This window comes from Cellulomonas rhizosphaerae, from assembly GCF_003470205.1.
In the GTDB taxonomy this organism is placed as follows: domain Bacteria; phylum Actinomycetota; class Actinomycetes; order Actinomycetales; family Cellulomonadaceae; genus Cellulomonas; species Cellulomonas rhizosphaerae.
Genome location: NZ_QWKP01000207.1, coordinates 24,886 through 40,585, shown reverse-complemented (window position 1 = coordinate 40,585; position 15,700 = coordinate 24,886). Strand labels below are relative to the sequence as shown.

20 protein-coding genes and 1 pseudogene are annotated in these 15,700 nt (G+C 71.4%); 4 read left to right on the top strand and 17 right to left on the bottom strand.

Annotated elements, in window-relative coordinates; genetic code table 11:
• From D1825_RS12500 to D1825_RS12485, 4 genes and pseudogenes are all read right to left on the bottom strand, one after another.
• Positions 1-446: pseudogene (locus D1825_RS12500) on the bottom strand (phosphoglucosamine mutase); the annotation flags it as partial.
• A 162-nt stretch (positions 447-608) separates the two neighbouring features.
• Positions 609-1,097 (bottom strand): 30S ribosomal protein S9, encoded by a 489-nt coding sequence (gene rpsI, locus D1825_RS12495; protein WP_118767744.1) that lies wholly within the window; start codon positions 1,095-1,097, stop codon positions 609-611.
• A 32-nt stretch (positions 1,098-1,129) separates the two neighbouring features.
• Positions 1,130-1,579 (bottom strand): 50S ribosomal protein L13, encoded by a 450-nt coding sequence (gene rplM, locus D1825_RS12490; RefSeq protein ID WP_118767743.1) that lies wholly within the window; start codon positions 1,577-1,579, stop codon positions 1,130-1,132.
• Positions 1,580-1,829: 250 nt separating this feature from the next.
• The gene (locus D1825_RS12485) at positions 1,830-2,780 is read right to left on the bottom strand and encodes a LysR family transcriptional regulator ArgP (RefSeq protein ID WP_118767742.1); all 951 of its coding nucleotides are present in this window, start codon (positions 2,778-2,780) and stop codon (positions 1,830-1,832) included.
• Positions 2,781-2,862: 82 nt separating this feature from the next.
• Between D1825_RS12485 and D1825_RS12480 the strand changes: the two genes are divergently transcribed.
• On the top strand, positions 2,863-3,459 hold the full coding sequence (locus D1825_RS12480; RefSeq protein ID WP_233549881.1) for a LysE/ArgO family amino acid transporter: 597 nt from the start codon (positions 2,863-2,865) through the stop codon (positions 3,457-3,459).
• Here D1825_RS12480 and D1825_RS12475 read toward each other — a convergent pair.
• Positions 3,456-5,138, bottom strand: coding sequence for an ABC-F family ATP-binding cassette domain-containing protein (locus D1825_RS12475; protein WP_118767740.1), 1,683 nt, complete (start codon positions 5,136-5,138; stop codon positions 3,456-3,458). The genes D1825_RS12480 and D1825_RS12475 overlap by 4 nt on opposite strands.
• 115 nt (positions 5,139-5,253) lie before the next feature.
• On the opposite strand from D1825_RS12475, the gene D1825_RS12470 reads away from it, so the two are divergent.
• Together D1825_RS12470 and D1825_RS12465 are read left to right on the top strand one after the other, a co-directional pair.
• The gene (locus tag D1825_RS12470) at positions 5,254-5,541 is read left to right on the top strand and encodes an excalibur calcium-binding domain-containing protein (RefSeq protein ID WP_118767739.1); all 288 of its coding nucleotides are present in this window, start codon (positions 5,254-5,256) and stop codon (positions 5,539-5,541) included.
• Between the two features lie 39 nt (positions 5,542-5,580).
• Positions 5,581-6,027, top strand: coding sequence for a DUF5709 domain-containing protein (locus tag D1825_RS12465; protein ID WP_118767738.1), 447 nt, complete (start codon positions 5,581-5,583; stop codon positions 6,025-6,027).
• Positions 6,028-6,033: 6 nt separating this feature from the next.
• Here D1825_RS12465 and truA read toward each other — a convergent pair whose 3' ends face one another.
• On the bottom strand, positions 6,034-6,903 hold the full coding sequence (truA, locus tag D1825_RS12460; RefSeq protein WP_118767737.1) for a tRNA pseudouridine(38-40) synthase TruA: 870 nt from the start codon (positions 6,901-6,903) through the stop codon (positions 6,034-6,036).
• 38 nt (positions 6,904-6,941) lie between these two features.
• Here truA and D1825_RS12455 point away from each other — a divergent pair, with 38 nt between their 5' ends.
• Positions 6,942-7,706, top strand: coding sequence for an ROK family protein (locus D1825_RS12455; protein WP_118767746.1), 765 nt, complete (start codon positions 6,942-6,944; stop codon positions 7,704-7,706).
• On the opposite strand, the gene D1825_RS12450 is transcribed toward D1825_RS12455, so the two are convergent.
• The 11 genes from D1825_RS12450 to rplO all read right to left on the bottom strand — a co-directional run bounded on the left by D1825_RS12450 (position 7,703) and on the right by rplO (position 15,699).
• Complete coding sequence (locus tag D1825_RS12450; RefSeq protein ID WP_199721581.1) at positions 7,703-8,464, bottom strand: alpha/beta fold hydrolase; 762 nt, start codon at positions 8,462-8,464, stop codon at positions 7,703-7,705. The two genes, D1825_RS12455 and D1825_RS12450, sit on opposite strands and share 4 nt — an antisense overlap.
• Before the next feature lie 117 nt (positions 8,465-8,581).
• Positions 8,582-9,115: a 50S ribosomal protein L17 gene (rplQ, locus tag D1825_RS12445; RefSeq protein WP_118767735.1), complete on the bottom strand. Its 534-nt coding sequence runs from the start codon at positions 9,113-9,115 to the stop codon at positions 8,582-8,584.
• Between the two features lie 65 nt (positions 9,116-9,180).
• Positions 9,181-10,191: a DNA-directed RNA polymerase subunit alpha gene (locus D1825_RS12440; protein WP_118767734.1), complete on the bottom strand. Its 1,011-nt coding sequence runs from the start codon at positions 10,189-10,191 to the stop codon at positions 9,181-9,183.
• Between the two features lie 133 nt (positions 10,192-10,324).
• A complete protein-coding gene (gene rpsK / locus D1825_RS12435; RefSeq protein WP_118767733.1) occupies positions 10,325-10,726 on the bottom strand; it encodes a 30S ribosomal protein S11 in 402 nt (133 codons plus the stop codon).
• Positions 10,727-10,790: 64 nt separating this feature from the next.
• Positions 10,791-11,168, bottom strand: coding sequence for a 30S ribosomal protein S13 (rpsM, locus tag D1825_RS12430; RefSeq protein WP_118767732.1), 378 nt, complete (start codon positions 11,166-11,168; stop codon positions 10,791-10,793).
• 198 nt (positions 11,169-11,366) lie between these two features.
• Positions 11,367-11,480: a 50S ribosomal protein L36 gene (gene rpmJ, locus D1825_RS12425; protein WP_013117849.1), complete on the bottom strand. Its 114-nt coding sequence runs from the start codon at positions 11,478-11,480 to the stop codon at positions 11,367-11,369.
• A gap of 67 nt (positions 11,481-11,547) precedes the next feature.
• Entirely contained in the window at positions 11,548-11,769 is a 222-nt protein-coding gene (gene infA, locus D1825_RS12420) for a translation initiation factor IF-1 (RefSeq protein WP_013770189.1), read from the bottom strand.
• Between the two features lie 242 nt (positions 11,770-12,011).
• On the bottom strand, positions 12,012-12,854 hold the full coding sequence (gene map, locus D1825_RS12415; protein WP_118767731.1) for a type I methionyl aminopeptidase: 843 nt from the start codon (positions 12,852-12,854) through the stop codon (positions 12,012-12,014).
• Positions 12,855-12,861: 7 nt separating this feature from the next.
• Positions 12,862-13,440, bottom strand: coding sequence for an adenylate kinase (locus D1825_RS12410; protein WP_118767730.1), 579 nt, complete (start codon positions 13,438-13,440; stop codon positions 12,862-12,864).
• Complete coding sequence (gene secY, locus D1825_RS12405) at positions 13,437-14,732, bottom strand: preprotein translocase subunit SecY (protein ID WP_118767729.1); 1,296 nt, start codon at positions 14,730-14,732, stop codon at positions 13,437-13,439. The genes D1825_RS12410 and secY overlap by 4 nt, the downstream gene beginning before the upstream one ends.
• 163 nt (positions 14,733-14,895) lie before the next feature.
• The gene (rplO, locus tag D1825_RS18640; protein WP_118767728.1) at positions 14,896-15,699 is read right to left on the bottom strand and encodes a 50S ribosomal protein L15; all 804 of its coding nucleotides are present in this window, start codon (positions 15,697-15,699) and stop codon (positions 14,896-14,898) included.
• Position 15,700: the final 1 nt, after the last annotated feature.

Here is a 15,700-nt window from a genome sequence, read left to right as displayed (position 1 = left end):
CGGCCGACGTCGCCGCCCAGGGGCCGCTCCCAGTCCTCGCCGATGCGCGCCTCGATGGCGGCCTCGAGGTCGTCGTCGAGCTTGTGCCCGCCGCGCGCCAGGAACTTGATCCCGTTGTCGGGCATGGGGTTGTGCGAGGCGGACAGCACGACGCCGATGTCGACACCGGTGGACGCCGTCAGGTACGCGACCGCCGGGGTCGGCAGCACGCCCACGTTGTTGACGTCGACCCCTGCCGACGCCAGGCCCGCGCTCACCGCGGCGGCGAGGAACTCCCCGGACGCGCGCGAGTCACGCCCGACCACGGCGCGCGGCCGGTGCCCGGCGAACACGCCGCGCGTGCCGAGCACGTGCGCAGCGGCGACCGACAGGTCGAGCGCGAGCTCGGCCGTCACGTCGCGGTTGGCGAGTCCTCGGACTCCGTCGGTCCCGAACAGCTGACCCATGTCAGACCCCTTCGTCGTCCGTGCTGAACGCTAGCCCTCGCGCCGCGCGCGTGCTGGCGTTCACTGTGTGCCTGTCCCGGACATGCCGGTGCCTTGTCCCGGACATGCCGATGGCCCCACCGGTCTCGCGACCGGCGGGGCCATCGTGCGGAAGCGCGAGGATCAGCGCTTCGAGTACTGCGGAGCCTTGCGGGCCTTCTTGAGACCGGCCTTCTTGCGCTCGACGACGCGGGCGTCGCGAGTCAGGAAGCCGGCCTTCTTCAGGGCCGGGCGGTTGTGCTCGGCGTCGATCGCGTTGAGCGCACGGGCGATGCCCAGGCGCAGCGCGCCGGCCTGGCCGGAGACGCCACCGCCGGTGATGCGCGCGACGACGTCGAAGCGACCCTCGACGTCCACGAGCTTCAGCGGGGAGTTCACCAGCTGCTGGTGGACCTTGTTCGGGAAGTAGTCCTCGAGCGTGCGCCCGTTGATCTTCCACTCACCGGTGCCGGGGACCAGGCGAACGCGCGCGATGGCCTCCTTGCGGCGGCCGAGCGCGTTGGCCGGCGCGGTGATGCTCTGGCCACGGCCGGCGGGGGCCGCGGACTCGGAGGTGTAGCTGGTGGGGGTGTCGTCGCCCTCGAGGTCGATGTCGACCGTCGTCTCTGCCACGGGTTTTCCTGTCGTCTCTATGCGCAGCGGCCTCAGGCCTGCTGCGCGACCTGGGTGATCTCGAAGGGCTTCGGCTGCTGGGCCGCGTGGGGGTGCTCGGCACCCGCGTAGACCTTGAGCTTGCCGAGCTGCTGACGGCCGAGGCTCGTCTTGGGGATCATGCCGCGGACGGCCTTCTCGATCACACGCTCGGGGTGCTTCTCCAGCAGGTCCGAGTACGCGGTGGCGCGGAGGCCGCCCGGGTAGCCGGAGTGGGTGTACGCGAGCTTGTTCTCGCGCTTCTTGCCGGTCAGGGCGATCTTGTCCGCGTTGATGACGATGACGAAGTCACCGCCGTCCACGTGGGGGGCATAGGTCGCCTTGTGCTTGCCGCGCAGCAGCGTGGCCACGTGAGTGGCCAGGCGGCCCAGGACGACATCGCTCGCGTCGATGACGTACCAGGTCCGCTCGACGTCGCCGGGCTTCGGGGTGTACGTGCGCACGGTCGTAGCCTTCGTTTCGTGTTGCGTCGTGTGGCGGCATGGACCCGCAAGCCGCAGGTCCGCCGTCAATGGCTGGTCGGTGGCATCCGCGGTCCGGCGAGTGGGATCACCGGCCCTGCCGACGCGACGGGTGCTGAGTACACCGGCCAGCGTGCGGGGACGCACAACGAGTCACCAGGTTAGCCGCCGCCCGCGGGAGGGGTCAAAGCAGGACGGCTGTCACGGTGGTCACTCGCGGGTCACCCGCGTCTCACTCCGAGGCCCGTCGTGGCGCGGGACCGTGCGGCGCGACGGGCCGCAGAGCGGCGGCGGCCGCCCGCACGACGCGGTCGGTGAGGTCGTCGAGCGTCGGGGTCCGCAGGGCCCAGTGCTGCCAGTAGAGCGGCACGTCGAGGTGGCGGCCGGCGCGCAGCTCGACGAGCGTCCCGCGGGCCAGCGCGTCGGTCGCCGCTGCCGCCGGCACCATGCCCCAGCCGATGCCCGCCTCGATGAGCCGCACGAACGCGCCCTGCGACGGCACGTAGTGCACCAGGGGCGCCGCGCTGCGCCGTCCGACGGCGGCCGCGACGAAGCGTTCCTGCAGGCCATCCTCACGATTGAAGGCCAGCAGGGGCGCCGCGGCGAAGGCCTCCGCGCGCAGCCCGCCGCCGAACCACTGGGCCTTGCGCTCGGGCGAGGCGACCGCCAGGTACCGCATCGCACCCAGCCGGCGGACACGGCACCCCTGGACCGCGCGCGGGTCCGCGGTGACCGCGGCCATCACGGTGCCGTCGCGCAGCAGGTCGGCGGACAGGTCCTGGTCCTCGCGGCGCAGGTCGAGCAAGACATCGGCCGGCAGGTCCGCGAGAGCTTCGGGGAACCACGTCGACATCGAGTCGTCGTTGACCGCCACCGGCAGGCGTCGCATGGCCGCGGCGCTCGGGACCGGGCGGGAGCTGCCCGGTGAGGGCACGAGCTGGCCGAGCGCGTCGCGTCCGAGCACGTCGATCTGGCCCGCCAGGCGCACGAGGACCTCGCCGTCCTCGGTGGGCCGGCAGGGGCGCGTCCGGAGCACCAGCACGCGTCCCACCTGCTGTTCCAGCGCCTTGACGCGCTGGCTGACGGCCGACGGGGTGACGTGCAGCCGCTGCGCCGCGGCGTCGAAGCTGCCCTCGTGGACCACGGCGGCGAGGGCGTCGAGCTGGTCCGGGTCGAAGGCCATGAGCCCTTTCCTTACTGTTGCTTATGCTTCCGTAGTTACTTGCGTTGGACTGAATGTAGCGCACCGCCCTACCGTCGTCGCCGTGCCTGCTGCCGCCCTCTCGGGCTTCCTCACCGCGCTGACGCTCATCGTCGCGATCGGTGCCCAGAACGCCTTCGTCCTGCGCCAGGGGATCCGCCGCGAGCACGTGCTGCCCGTCGTGGTCGTCTGCGCCGCAGCGGACGCGCTGCTGATCGCCGCCGGCGTCGCGGGCCTCGGGGTGCTCGTCACCGAGCACCCGGTCGCGCTCACGGTCACCCGGTACGGCGGCGCGGCGTTCCTCCTCGTGCTGGCGTTCGGCGCGGCCCGGCGCGCGCGCCATCCCGAGCACCTGGACCCGAGCGCCGACGGGCCGGCCGGGCTGGCCGCCGTCCTGGGCACGTGCCTCGCGCTGACGTTCCTCAACCCGCACGTGTACCTGGACACCGTCGTGCTGCTCGGGTCGCTCGCCCACCAGCACGACCCGGGCGCGTGGGCGTTCGCGCTCGGGGCGGCGTGCGCGAGCGTCGTGTGGTTCACCGGGCTCGGGTTCGGCGCCGCGCTCCTGCGGCCCGTGTTCGCCCGGCCGAGGGCGTGGCAGGTCCTCGACGTCGTGGTCGCCCTGGTGATGGCGACGCTGGCCGTCCTGCTGGTCGTCTAGCGCGCGCGGGCCACGCGGGCGACGTCCCACACGGGCTCGGGCGTCTCGACGACCGTGCCGTCGGCCCCGAACACGAGGAACCGGTCGAACGTGCGCGTGAACCAGCGGTCGTGCGTGACGGCCATGACCGTGCCCTCGAACGCCTCGAGCCCCTGCTCGAGCGCCTCGGCCGAGTGCAGGTCGAGGTTGTCGGTGGGCTCGTCGAGCAGCAGCAGCGTCGCGCCGCCGAGCTCGAGCAGCAGGATCTGCAGGCGCGCCTGCTGCCCGCCCGAGAGCGTCTCGTACCGCTGCTCCGCGGCGCCGACGAGCTCGTAGCGGTCGAGCGCCTTGCTCGCGGGCTCCCGGCCCATGCCGGAGCGGTGGGTGTCGCCGCGGTGCAGGATCTCGAGCAGCGTGCGCCCGACGAGCTCGGGATGCGCGTGGTTCTGCGCGAACCAGCCCGGCCGCACGCGCGAGCCGAGCGAGACCTTCCCGGTGTGGTTGACGGCCACGACCGGCGTGTCACCGGCCGGCAGGTGCTCCGGCCCGGGGTCGGAGCCGCCCGCGGCCAGCAGCCGCAGGAAGTGCGACTTGCCCGAGCCGTTGGACCCGAGCACCGCGACGCGCTCGCCGAACCAGAGCTCGAGGTCGAAGGGCTTCATCAGCCCGGTCAGCTCGAGCCCGTCCGCGACGACCGCGCGCTTGGCGGTGCGCCCGCCGCGCAGGCGCACCTTGACGTTCTGCTCGCGCGCCAGGACGGTCGGCGGGCCGGCCTCCTCGAACTTGCGCAAGCGCGTCTGGGCGGCCTGGTAGCGCGAGGCGAGCCCGTCGTTGAACGCCGACTTGGTCTTGAGCGTGAGCACGAGCTCCTTGAGCTTGGCGTGCTCCTCGTCCCAGCGCCGCAGCAGCTCCTCGAGCCGGCTGCGGCGGTCGTCGCGCGCCTGGTGGTAGGTGCCGAACCCGCCGCCGTGCACCCACACGGACGCGCCGACGGCCGTGGGCTCGAGCGTCGCGACCTGCGTCGCCACGCGCGCGAGGAGCTCGCGGTCGTGGCTGACGAAGAGCACGGTCTTGTCCGAGGCGATGAGCCGCTCCTCGAGCCAGCGCTTGGTCGGCACGTCGAGCGCGTTGTCGGGCTCGTCGAGCAGGAGCACCTCGTCGGGCCCGCGCAGCAGCGCCTCGAGCACGAGCCGCTTCTGCTCGCCGCCGGACAGCGTGCGCACCTCGCGGTCCTGCGCCCTGTCGAAGGGGATCGACAGCACCGCGTCGGTCACGCGGTCCCAGCCGGCCTCCGCCTCGTAGCCACCGACGTCGGCCCAGTCGACGAGCGCCTGGGCGTAGCGCATCTGCGAGGGCTCGTCGTCGACCGTCATGATGCCGAGCTCGGCGGCGGCCAGCTCCGTGGCCGCGTCGCGCACGGACGGCGCGGCGAGCGACGCGAGCAGGTCGCGGATCGAGCGGTCGTCGTCCACGCGGCCGATGTCCTGGCGCATGATCCCGAGGCCGCCGCTGCGGCCGACCGTGCCCGAGTGCGGCTGCTCGTCGCCCGCGACGATCCGCAGCAGCGTCGACTTGCCCGCACCGTTCGGGCCGACGAGCGCGACGCGGGCGCCGTCTGCGACCCGGAACGTGACGTCGTCGAGCAGCTGGCGGCCGTCGGACAGGACGTAGGTCACTGCCGCGATGTCGATGTGTCCCACAGGATGAGTGTGCGGGGCGTTGCATCCTCCGGACGAATCCTTTGCCCCGCGCTCATCCCCGCCTCGCCGCCCGCCGATGCCCGGATGACAGCCTCGTCGAGACCAGGAGATCCCCGTGCGCCGCACCCTTGCCGCCCTGACGCTCGTCGTCGGGCTCGTCGTCGCCCCCGCGGCGGCCGCCGAAGCCCAGGTCCACACCGCGAAGTCGTTCGCGAACTGCACCGCGCTGAACAAGACCTACCCGGGCGGTGTCGCCAAGAACGCCACGGCGCGCAACACCAAGACCGTCGGCGGCAAGAAGGTCGCCGCGAAGTCGTCGTACAAGCCCAAGGTCAGCGCGTCGCTCTACGCGGCCAACAAGTCGAAGGACCGTGACAAGGACGGCATCGCCTGCGAGCGCTGACGTCTGGCGGCGCGGGCCGCGGGGTGCGAGTGTCGTGCCATGAGTGATGACACGTCCGGCACCAGCACCGACCCGGCCCTCGGCAGCGAGGGCGACACCGACCAGCTCCCCCGCGAGGACACGCTCGTCGAGCGCGGCGTCGACGACCTGCTCGACGAGGGCTACAGCCCGCCCTCCCGCGACCGCCCCACCCACTACGGCGAGACCGCGTGGGAGGAGAGCCACCGCGAGGGCATCGACCAGCGCGCGGCGCAGGAGGAGCCCGAGGTCTGGGAGCAGCGGCCCAAGATCAGCGGTGACCGCGAGGAGCTGCGGGCCGGGCGGCTCGTCGAGGACGACGGCGCGGTCGAGGCGGGCGGGACCGACACGTTCGCGATCGACGCCGGGATCTCCGGGGGCGCCGCGAGCGCCGAGGAGGCCGCGATCCACCTCATCGAGGAGGAGTACGTCGACGAGGACCGCTACCGCGATGACGACGACGACTGAGGCGCGTCAGCAGCAGGCCGGTGCGACCTGCTCGACCGAACGACGAGCGCGGGTCAGAGCCGCTCGGTCGGCCATCTCCTGGTCGGGCGGGTAGGAGACCTCCTCCAGCGTGAGCCCGTGCGCGGGCGCGACGTGCGTCTTGCCGTCGCGGCTGCGCCCCGCCAGCTGCAGGCCCGGCCAGTCGGTCCCGCGCCGCCCCTCCCCCACGGCCAGGCTCGCGCCGACGAGGGAGCGGACCATCGAGTGGCAGAACGCGTCCGCCTGCACGTCCGCCACCACGAGGCCAGCCTCGTCGCGGGACCACGTGAACACCTCGAGCGTGCGGATCGTCGTCGCACCCTCTCGCGGCTTGCAGAAGGCGGCGAAGTCGTGGAGCCCGACGAGCGGCTCGGCCGACTTCTGCATCGCCTCGACGTCGAGGGTGCGGCGGTGCCAGACGACCGAGGTGCGTGCGAGCGGGTCGCGGGCCGTCGTGTCGTCGCAGAGGCGGTAGGTGTACCGCCGCCGGATCGCGGAGAACCGGGCGTCGAACCCGTCGGGCGCGTCCGTCGCGCGGTGCACGACGAGGTCGGGCGGGAGCACGCCGGACAGGCGCGCGACGAGCGCCTCGAGCAGCGGGCGGTCGCCGCGGCCTCGCGAGGCCTGGAGGGCGTCGTCCTCGATGTCGACGTGCGCCACCTGGCCCCGGGCGTGCACGCCCGCGTCGGTGCGGCCCGCCACCGTCACGCGCGGGGTCGGCACGCCCCGGGGGCCGGTGCGCAGGATGGTGGCGAGGGCCTCCTCCAGGACGGCTTCGACCGTGCGCAGGCCGGGCTGCTTGGCCCATCCTGCGAAGGCGGTCCCGTCGTAGGCGAGGTCGAGGCGCAAGCGGATCACGCCACCACGGTAGGCGGCGGATCGCTACGGTGGGGCCCGTGACCCGCGGCCAGATCTCCACGCTGGGCGTCGACTGCGGCGGCAGCGGCATCAAGGCCTCGGTGCTGGACGAGTCCGGGGTGCTGCACGCGCCGCCCGTGCGCGTCCGGACCCCGTACCCCCTGCCGCCCGAGCGCCTCGCGGACACGATCGCCGAGCTCGCCGCCGACCTACCCCCGGCGCAACGGGTGACGGTCGGGGTGCCCGGCATGATCCGCCACGGCGTCGTCGTCGCGACCCCGCACTACGTGACGCGCTCCGGGCCGCGGTCGCCGATCGTCCCCGAGCTCGCCGCCGCCTGGCACGGCTGCGACGTCCGCGCGCTGCTCGAGCAGCGGCTCGGCCTGCCCACCCTCGTCCTCAACGACGCCGAGGTGCACGGCGCGGGCGTGGTCACGGGCGACGGGATCGAGCTCGTGCTCACGCTCGGCACCGGGCTGGGTGCCGCCCTGTTCGACCGCGGCGACCTCGCCCCGCACCTCGAGCTGTCGCACGCGCCCGTCCGGCGCGGCCTCACCTACGACGTCTACATCGGGCAGGTCGAGCGGCGCCGGCTCGGCAACACGCTGTGGTCGCGGCGCGTCCAGCGCGTGGTGGAGGGGCTGTGGCCCGTCGTGCGCTGGGACCGGCTCTACCTCGGCGGCGGCAACGCGCAGAACGTCACGCCGGCGGTGATCGCGCGGCTCGGCGACCTCGTCACCGTGGTGCCCAACCAGGCGGGGATCGTCGGCGGCGTGCGCGCCTGGGCGCTCGGGACGGCCTAGTTCGCACGGCTGGGCGTGCTCGACCGGTTCGCCTCGAGCTCGTCGAGCGCCTCGAGCAGCACGCGCGTGAACCGCACGGGCTGGACGAGGCTCACCAGGTGGGTCGCTCGCGGCACGACGACGAGCCGCCCGTCGCGGCACGCGCCGACGAACCGCCGCTCCTCGCCGCGGAAGTGGTCGAGCGAGCCGTTGACGATCCACACCGGCGCCTCGACCCGGGCAAGGTCGTCGAGCGGGTGCGCCTCCCGCATCGCGCGCAGCACGGGCACGGTGGCGTCGAGCGCGTAGCCGCCCGCGCCCACGTCCGCGGCGCCGGCGGCGGGTAGCGTCCGGTCGACGAGGCTCTGGTTGAGCCGCGCGCCACGGTCCGGCAGGGCGCCGATGCCACGTGCCGCCACTCCCCAGGTCGACAGCACCGCGGATGCCGGCCGGGTCGAGCAGCTCGCGGCGACCAGTCCGGCGACGTGCTGCGGGTGGCGAGCTGCCGTCGCGATCGCGGTGTAGCCGCCGAGCGAGAGCCCGACGAGCAAGGCACGGGGAACCTCGTCGGGCGCCGCCGCCACCGTCGCGACCGCCTCGGCGAGCGCCCCGCGCACCGTCTCGACAGCCGCGTCGAGCGTGAACGGCTCGTCGAGCCGTGCCCCGTGTCCCGGGAGGTCCACCGCGATCGCGCGGTGACCCGCACGCTCGAGCGCCTCGACCTGGTACCTCCACATGGTCCGCGACGTGCGCAGCCCGTGCACGAGCACCACCGGCATCCCCACCCGCCCCAACCTACCCACCCACCCCCAGACACCCGCGAGTGCGCCAGTGGGTGGGGATGCACGAAGGCCCGGACACCCCACGGGGGTCCGGGCCTTCGATGGGTGCTGGCGTCAGGCCTTGTCGGCCTTCTCGTCGGCAGCGGCCTCGGGGGCCGTCTCGTCAGCAGTGGTCTCCTCGACGGGAGCCTCCTCGACGGGGGCCTCCTCGACCGGGGCGGCCTCAGCCTTGGGAGCAGCCTTCTTGGCGGCCTTCGTGGCCTCGCGGACGACGGCCTGCTTGGGCGAGACGGGCTCGAGAACGAGCTCGATCACGGCCATGGGGGCGTTGTCGCCCTTGCGGGGGCCGATCTTGGTGATGCGCGTGTAGCCACCCTCGCGCTCGGCCATGGCCGGGGCGATCTCGGTGAACAGCGCGTGCACCACGCTCTTGTCCTTGACGACGGTCATCACGCGACGACGCGCGTGCAGGTCACCGCGCTTGGCGAACGTGATCAGGCGCTCGGCGAGGGGGCGAAGGCGCTTGGCCTTGGTCTCCGTCGTCGTGATGCGCTTGTGCTCGAACAGCGCCGTCGCGAGGTTCGCGAGGATCAGCCGCTCGTGAGCCGGTCCGCCACCGAGCCGGGGACCCTTGGTGGGCGTAGGCATGGTCAGTCTCCTTGAGTTCCAATGATGGGCGACGCACCCGCGTCAGCGGATGCGTTCCCCCGGCGTCAGTACTGCTCGTCCTCGACGAAGTCGCCCTCGTCGTCGCCGTAGGCGTAGGCCGTGCTCGGGTCGAAGTCGAGCGGGCTGTCCTTGAGGGTCAGCCCCAGCTCGGCCAGCTTCTCCTTGACCTCGGTGATCGACTTCGCACCGAAGTTGCGGATGTCGAGCAGGTCGGCCTCGGAGCGCGCCACGAGCTCACCCACGGAGTGGATGCCCTCACGCTTGAGGCAGTTGTACGACCGGATCGTCAGCTGCAGGTCCTCGATCGGCAGCGCGAGGTCGGCGGCGAGAGCGGCGTCCGTCGGGGACGGGCCGATCTCGATGCCCTCGGCCTCGACGTTGAGCTCACGCGCCAGGCCGAAGAGCTCGACCAGCGTCTTGCCGGCGGACGCGAGAGCGTCGCGCGGGCTGATCGCGGCCTTGGTCTCGACGTCGACGATGAGCTTGTCGAAGTCCGTGCGCTGCTCGACACGCGTCGCCTCGACCTTGTAGGTCACCTTGAGGACGGGCGAGTAGATCGAGTCGACCGGGATGCGGCCGATCTCGGCGTCGAACGACTTGTTCTGGTTCGCCGACACGTAGCCACGGCCACGCTCGACCGTGAGCTCGATCTCGAGCTTGCCCTTGTCGTTCAGCGTCGCCAGGTGCAGGCCGGGGTTGTGGACCTCGACGCCGGCCGGCGGCACGATGTCCGCGGCCGAGACCTCGCCGGCACCCTGCTTGCGCAGGTACATCACGACAGGCTCGTCGTTCTCCGAGGAGACGACCAGCTGCTTGATGTTGAGGATGATCTCGGTGACATCCTCCTTGACCCCGGGCACGGTCGAGAACTCGTGCAGCACGCCGTCGATACGGATCGACGTGACGGCGGCACCGGGGATGGAGGACAGCAGCGTCCGGCGCAGCGAGTTGCCGAGCGTGTAGCCGAAGCCGGGCTCGAGCGGCTCGATGGAGAACCGCGAGCGGTTCTCCGAGATGACCTCTTCGGTCAGGGTGGGGCGCTGTGCGATCAGCACGGTGTGATTCCTCTCAGCGGGCGTCCGCCATATGACACGCCGCAGGTACTACAGACCGCCGCGGTCTCGGTCCACCGGGGCGGGACAGGCGAAACCCCCGGGAGCGAGTTACTCGCTCCCGGGGTACGGATGGTCAGACGCGGCGACGCTTCGGCGGGCGGCAGCCGTTGTGCGCCTGGGGCGTCACGTCCTGGATCGAACCGACCTCGAGGCCCGTGGCCTGCAGCGAACGGATCGCGGTCTCGCGGCCCGAGCCCGGGCCCTTCACGAAGACGTCGACCTTGCGCATGCCGTGCTCCTGCGCACGACGAGCGGCGGCCTCGGCGGCGAGCTGGGCGGCGAAGGGCGTCGACTTGCGCGAGCCCTTGAAGCCGACCTGGCCCGACGACGCGGACGCAATGACGGCGCCCGACGGGTCGGTGATCGAGATGATCGTGTTGTTGAACGTGCTCTTGATGTGCGCCTGGCCGTGGGAGATGTTCTTCTTCTCCTTGCGGCGCGGCTTGCGCACTGCGGAACGAGTCTTGGGAGGCATGTCTTCTTCTCTCTACAGGAACGAGGGTCCGGCTGCGCGGTGTCTCGCGCGGCTGCGGACAGGGCTACTTGCGCGCCTTCTTCTTGCCGGCGACGGTGCGCTTGGGGCCCTTGCGGGTACGCGCGTTGGTCTTCGTGCGCTGACCGCGCACGGGAAGGCCGCGGCGGTGACGCAGACCCTCGTAGCAGCCGATCTCGACCTTGCGGCGGATGTCGGCGGCGACCTCACGGCGGAGGTCACCCTCGAGCTTGAAGCTGGACTCGAGGTAGTCGCGCAGGGCGACGAGCTCGGTGTCGCCGATGTCCTTCACGCGAAGGTCACCGGAGATGCCGGTGGCGGCCAGGGTCTGCTTGGCGCGCGTGCGGCCAACCCCGAAGATGTAGGTGAGCGCGATCTCCAGCCGCTTCTCGCGGGGGAGGTCTACTCCGATAAGACGTGCCATGTGCCTGGTGGCTCCTGAACTGCGTCGGAGGTCTTCCGCGCCACCCTCCCGCGTGCTGCGGGCCCCGGCCTCCGACCGAGGGTTCGCCGGTCCCGGCCCTGGGGCCGAGCACCGGAGTGGTGGTGCGCTGTGCCGGCCCTCGTGCTGAGGGCCGTCGGTGTTGCTGGGTACTGCGAGACGCCTGACGGCGTCAGGGCATCAGCCCTGGCGCTGCTTGTGGCGCAGGTTCTCGCAGATCACCTGGACGCGACCGTGCCGGCGGATCACCTTGCACTTGTCGCAGATCTTCTTGACGCTGGGCTTGACCTTCATCGCGTGTTCCTCCGCCGCCGTTCGGTTCCCCGAGCTCCGGGGACATGACGGCGTGTTGATGTGGTGATTACTTGTAGCGGTAGACGATGCGACCGCGGGACAGGTCGTACGGGCTCAGCTCCACCACCACGCGGTCCTCGGGGAGGATCCGGATGTAGTGCTGGCGCATCTTGCCCGAGATGTGCGCGAGAACCTTGTGGCCGTTGGTGAGCTCCACGCGGAACATCGCGTTCGGGAGTGCCTCGACGACACTTCCCTCGATCTCGATGACGCCGTCCTTCTTCGCCATGTCCTCCGCTAACTGTCGGTCTGCTGGAACAACCCACGAACGGCCTACGTCCGGACGGCAGGCATGCCGTACGTCCTCGACCATCGTGGAGAGTGAGTGCTGGTTGACGCCGAACCCGGCGCCCGAAGGACGCGAGTGGACAGACAGGGCGCACACACCCAACGGACAACTCTACGCCATGAGGTCCAGCGGACGAAACCACCGCCGACGTGACCTGCAGGACAGTCCCGTCCGGTGCGCGGTCAGGCGAGCGGGGCGATCCTCACGCCGAGCGCCCCGAGTCGCTCCGCACCGCCGTCGCGCGCGGTGAGCACCCAGATGCCGTCGTCGTGCACCGCCACCGAGTGCTCCCAGTGCGCCGCACGGGACCCGTCGGTCGTCACGACCGTCCAGTCGTCCTCGAGGACGACGGTCTCGCGCGAGCCGCGCACGATCATCGGCTCCACGGCCAGGCACATGCCCGCGCGGAGCTTGGGCCCGCGGTCCCGGGCGCGGTAGTTCAGGACGTCGGGCGGCTGGTGCATCGCGGTCCCGATGCCGTGCCCCACGTACTCCTGGACGATCCCGTAGTGCGCTCCCCCGTTGAGGCCCGCGGCCTGGGCGCCGTCGACGACGTCCTCGACCGCCTCCCCCACGGCGCCGAGCCGCTCACCGCCGGCGAGCGCGGCGATGCCGGCCCACATCGCGGCCTCGGTGGTGGCGACCAGGTCGGCGTCGGCCTGCGTGCCGCCGTCGACGACGACCGAGATCGCCGAGTCGCCGTGCCAGCCGTCGACCACGGCACCGCAGTCGATCGAAACCACGTCGCCGGGCTCGAGCACGCGCTCCCCCGGGATGCCGTGGACGACCTCGTCGTTCACGGACACGCACAGCACCGCGGGGTAGCCGTGGTAGCCCAGGAAGGACGGCGTCGCGCCCGCTGCGGCGATCACGTCGGCCGCGACGGCATCCAGGTCACCCGTCGTCGCGCCAGCTGCCACACGGCCGCGCACGGCGTCCAGGGCGTCGGCGACGACGAGTCCGGCCCGCCGCATGAGCAGCATCTGCTCCGGCGTCTTGTACTCGATCCGCTCGCGGCCGAACATCAGCGCGTCAGCTCGCCGCAGTGCCGATCACGGCGAGCAGCCGCTCGGTGACCTCGTCGACCTCGCCGATGCCGTCCACCTGCGCCAGCAGCGACCGCTCGGCGTAGACCGCCGAGATGGGCGCCGTCTGCTCGGCGTAGACGTCGAGGCGGTGGCGGATCACGTCGGCCGTGTCGTCCTCGCGGCCCTCGATCTCGGCACGCTTGAGCAGACGCTCGGTGACGACGTCGGGGTCGGCCGTGATCTCGAGCGCGAGGTCGAGCTCCAGGCCGGCGTCCGCGAGGATCGACTCGAGCTCGGCCACCTGGGCCACGTTGCGGGGGTAGCCGTCGAGCAGGAAGCCCTCGGCGGCGTCCGCCTCGGCCAGCCGGTCGCGCACCATCGCGTTGGTGACCTCGTCGGGCACCAGCGCACCCCGCGAGGAGTACGACTGCGCGAGGACACCCAGCTCCGTGCCGCCCTTGATGTTGGCGCGGAAGATGTCGCCGGTCGAGATGGCCGGGACCCCCAGGCGCTCGGCGAGCCGAGCGGCCTGGGTGCCCTTGCCTGCACCCGGAGGACCGAGGAGGACGAGCCTCGCGCTCATCGCAGGAAGCCCTCGTAGTGGCGCTGCTCGAGCTGGCTCTGGATCTGCTTGACCGTCTCCAGGCCGACGCCGACGACGATGAGGATCGACGAGCCGCCGAACGGGATGTTGTTGTCGACGTTGAGCACGATGAACGTGATCGTCGGGATGAGCGCGACCAGCGCGAGGTAGATCGCGCCGGGCGCCGTGATCCGGGAGATCACGTAGCTCAGGTAGTCCGCGGTGGGGCGGCCGGCGCGGATGCCGGGGATGAAGCCGCCGTACTTCTTCATGTTGTCGGCGACCTCGTCCGGGTTGAACGTGATGGCCGTGTAGAAGTAGCAGAAGAAGATGATCAGGACCACGTACAGCAGCAGGTGCAGCGGCGCGCTCTGCTGAGCGACGTGCAGCGAGACCCACTGGACCCAGTCGGACGTCTGGTCGCCGAACTGGGCGATGAGGCCCGGGATGGCGAGCAGCGACGACGCGAAGATCACCGGGATGACACCGGCCATGTTGATCTTGATCGGGATGTAGGTGCTCGAGCCGCCGTACATGCGGCGACCGACCATGCGCTTGGCGTACTGCACCGGGATGCGGCGCTGGCTCTGCTCGACGAAGACGACGAGCCCGATGACCAGGACGATGATCGCGAGGACCACGATGAACTTCGAGGCGCCGTTAGCGCCACCGGCGATCGACCACATGGCGCCGGGGAAGCTCGCCGCGATCGACGTGAAGATGAGCAGCGACATGCCGTTGCCGACGCCGCGCTCGGTGATGAGCTCGCCGAGCCACATGATCAGGCCCGTACCGGCGGTCATCGTGATGACCATGATGAGCAGCGTGACCCACGAGTCGTCGGGGATCACGTCGAACTCGCAGCCGCTGAAGAGCTGGCCGGAGCGCGCGATCGTGATGATCGTCGTCGACTGCAGGATCGCGAGGCCGATGGTCAGGTACCGCGTGTACTGCGTGAGCTTCGCGGTGCCGGCCTGACCCTCCTTGTGGAGCTCCTCGAACTTGGGGATGACCACCCGGAGGAGCTGCACGATGATGCTCGCCGTGATGTACGGCATGATCCCGAGCGCGAACACCGACAGGTGCACGAGGGCGCCGCCGCTGAACAGGTTCACGAGCCCCAGCAGGTTGTTGTCCGCCGTCGCATCGATGCACTTCTGGACGTTGGGGTAAGACACCCCGGGCGTCGGCAGGAAGGAGCCGATGCGGAACACGACCATGATGCTGATCGTGAAGAGCAGCTTCCGCCGCAGGTCGGGCGTCCTGAACGCCCGCACGAATGCGCCTAGCACCTGTTCCTCCTGTACCGCTGGAGCGGCATGTCGTGCGACCGGGTCGTTCCGGCCGCGTCGCCCGGCTCAAGCACGGGCACCCGGGGCACCCTAACCGATGCCCGTCCAGATACGGAAAGAGGCCGGTGGGCGTGAGAACGCACCACCGGCCTCTTCCGGCAAATCAGTCCTGCGAGACGCTGCCGCCGGCAGCGACGATCGCGTCCTTCGCCGACGCCGAGAAGGCGTCCACGGCGACGGAGACCTTGACCGTCAGCTCGCCGGTGCCGAGCACCTTGACGGGCTGGCCCTTGCGGACCGCGCCCTTGGCGACCAGGTCGGCGACCGTCACGTCGCCACCGTCCGGGTACAGCGCGGTGAGCTTGTCCAGGTTGACGACCTGGTACTCCACGCGGAACGGGTTCTTGAAGCCACGAAGCTTGGGCAGACGCATGTGCAGCGGCATCTGACCACCCTCGAAGCGGTCGGGGATCTGGTACCGGGCCTTCTGGCCCTTGGTGCCACGACCGGCCGTCTTACCCTTCGACGCCTCACCACGACCCACGCGGGTCTTGGCGGTCTTGGCGCCGGGGGCCGGACGCAGGTGGTGCACCTTGAGGGTGCCACCGTTGCCGGGCTGCGCAGCGGCCTCGGCAGCTGCGACAGCAGCAGCCGACTTCTCCGCCTTGGGCGCGGCCTTGGCGGCAGCGCTCTTGGCAGGAGCCTTCTTCGCAGCAGCCGGAGCGTCGGCAGCGGCCTCGGCCTTGGCCGTGGTCGCCTTCTTCGCAGCAGGCTTCTTCTCGGCCGGAGCGTCGGCAGCAGCCTCGGCCTTGGCCGTGGTCGCCTTCTTCGCAGCCGGCTTCTTGGCCGCTGCGGTCTTCGGAGCGGACTCCGAAGCAGCAGCTGCCTTCTTCGCAGGAGCCTTCTTCGCGGCGGCCTCGGGGGCCTCCTCGACGGTCTCCTTGCTGGCGTTCTTCTCGTCAGCCATG

Excerpts from the sequence above, each read along its gene's own strand:
- D1825_RS12485 (WP_118767742.1), bottom strand. The coding sequence starts at position 2,780 with ATGGCCTTCGACCCGGACCAGCTCGACGCCCTCGCCGCCGTGGTCCAC.
- D1825_RS12450 (WP_199721581.1), bottom strand. The coding sequence starts at position 8,464 with ATGCCGGTGGTGCTCGTGCACGGGCTGCGCACGTCGCGGACCATGTGG.
- D1825_RS12410 (WP_118767730.1), bottom strand. The coding sequence starts at position 13,440 with ATGAGCGCGAGGCTCGTCCTCCTCGGTCCTCCGGGTGCAGGCAAGGGC.
- map (WP_118767731.1), bottom strand. The coding sequence starts at position 12,854 with ATGTTCGGCCGCGAGCGGATCGAGTACAAGACGCCGGAGCAGATGCTG.
- infA (WP_013770189.1), bottom strand. The coding sequence starts at position 11,769 with ATGGCGAAGAAGGACGGCGTCATCGAGATCGAGGGAAGTGTCGTCGAG.
- rpmJ (WP_013117849.1), bottom strand. The coding sequence starts at position 11,480 with ATGAAGGTCAAGCCCAGCGTCAAGAAGATCTGCGACAAGTGCAAGGTG.
- rpsK (WP_118767733.1), bottom strand. The coding sequence starts at position 10,726 with ATGCCTCCCAAGACTCGTTCCGCAGTGCGCAAGCCGCGCCGCAAGGAG.
- rplQ (WP_118767735.1), bottom strand. The coding sequence starts at position 9,115 with ATGCCTACGCCCACCAAGGGTCCCCGGCTCGGTGGCGGACCGGCTCAC.
- D1825_RS12465 (WP_118767738.1), top strand. The coding sequence starts at position 5,581 with ATGAGTGATGACACGTCCGGCACCAGCACCGACCCGGCCCTCGGCAGC.
- rplO (WP_118767728.1), bottom strand. The coding sequence starts at position 15,699 with ATGGCTGACGAGAAGAACGCCAGCAAGGAGACCGTCGAGGAGGCCCCC.
- rpsM (WP_118767732.1), bottom strand. The coding sequence starts at position 11,168 with ATGGCACGTCTTATCGGAGTAGACCTCCCCCGCGAGAAGCGGCTGGAG.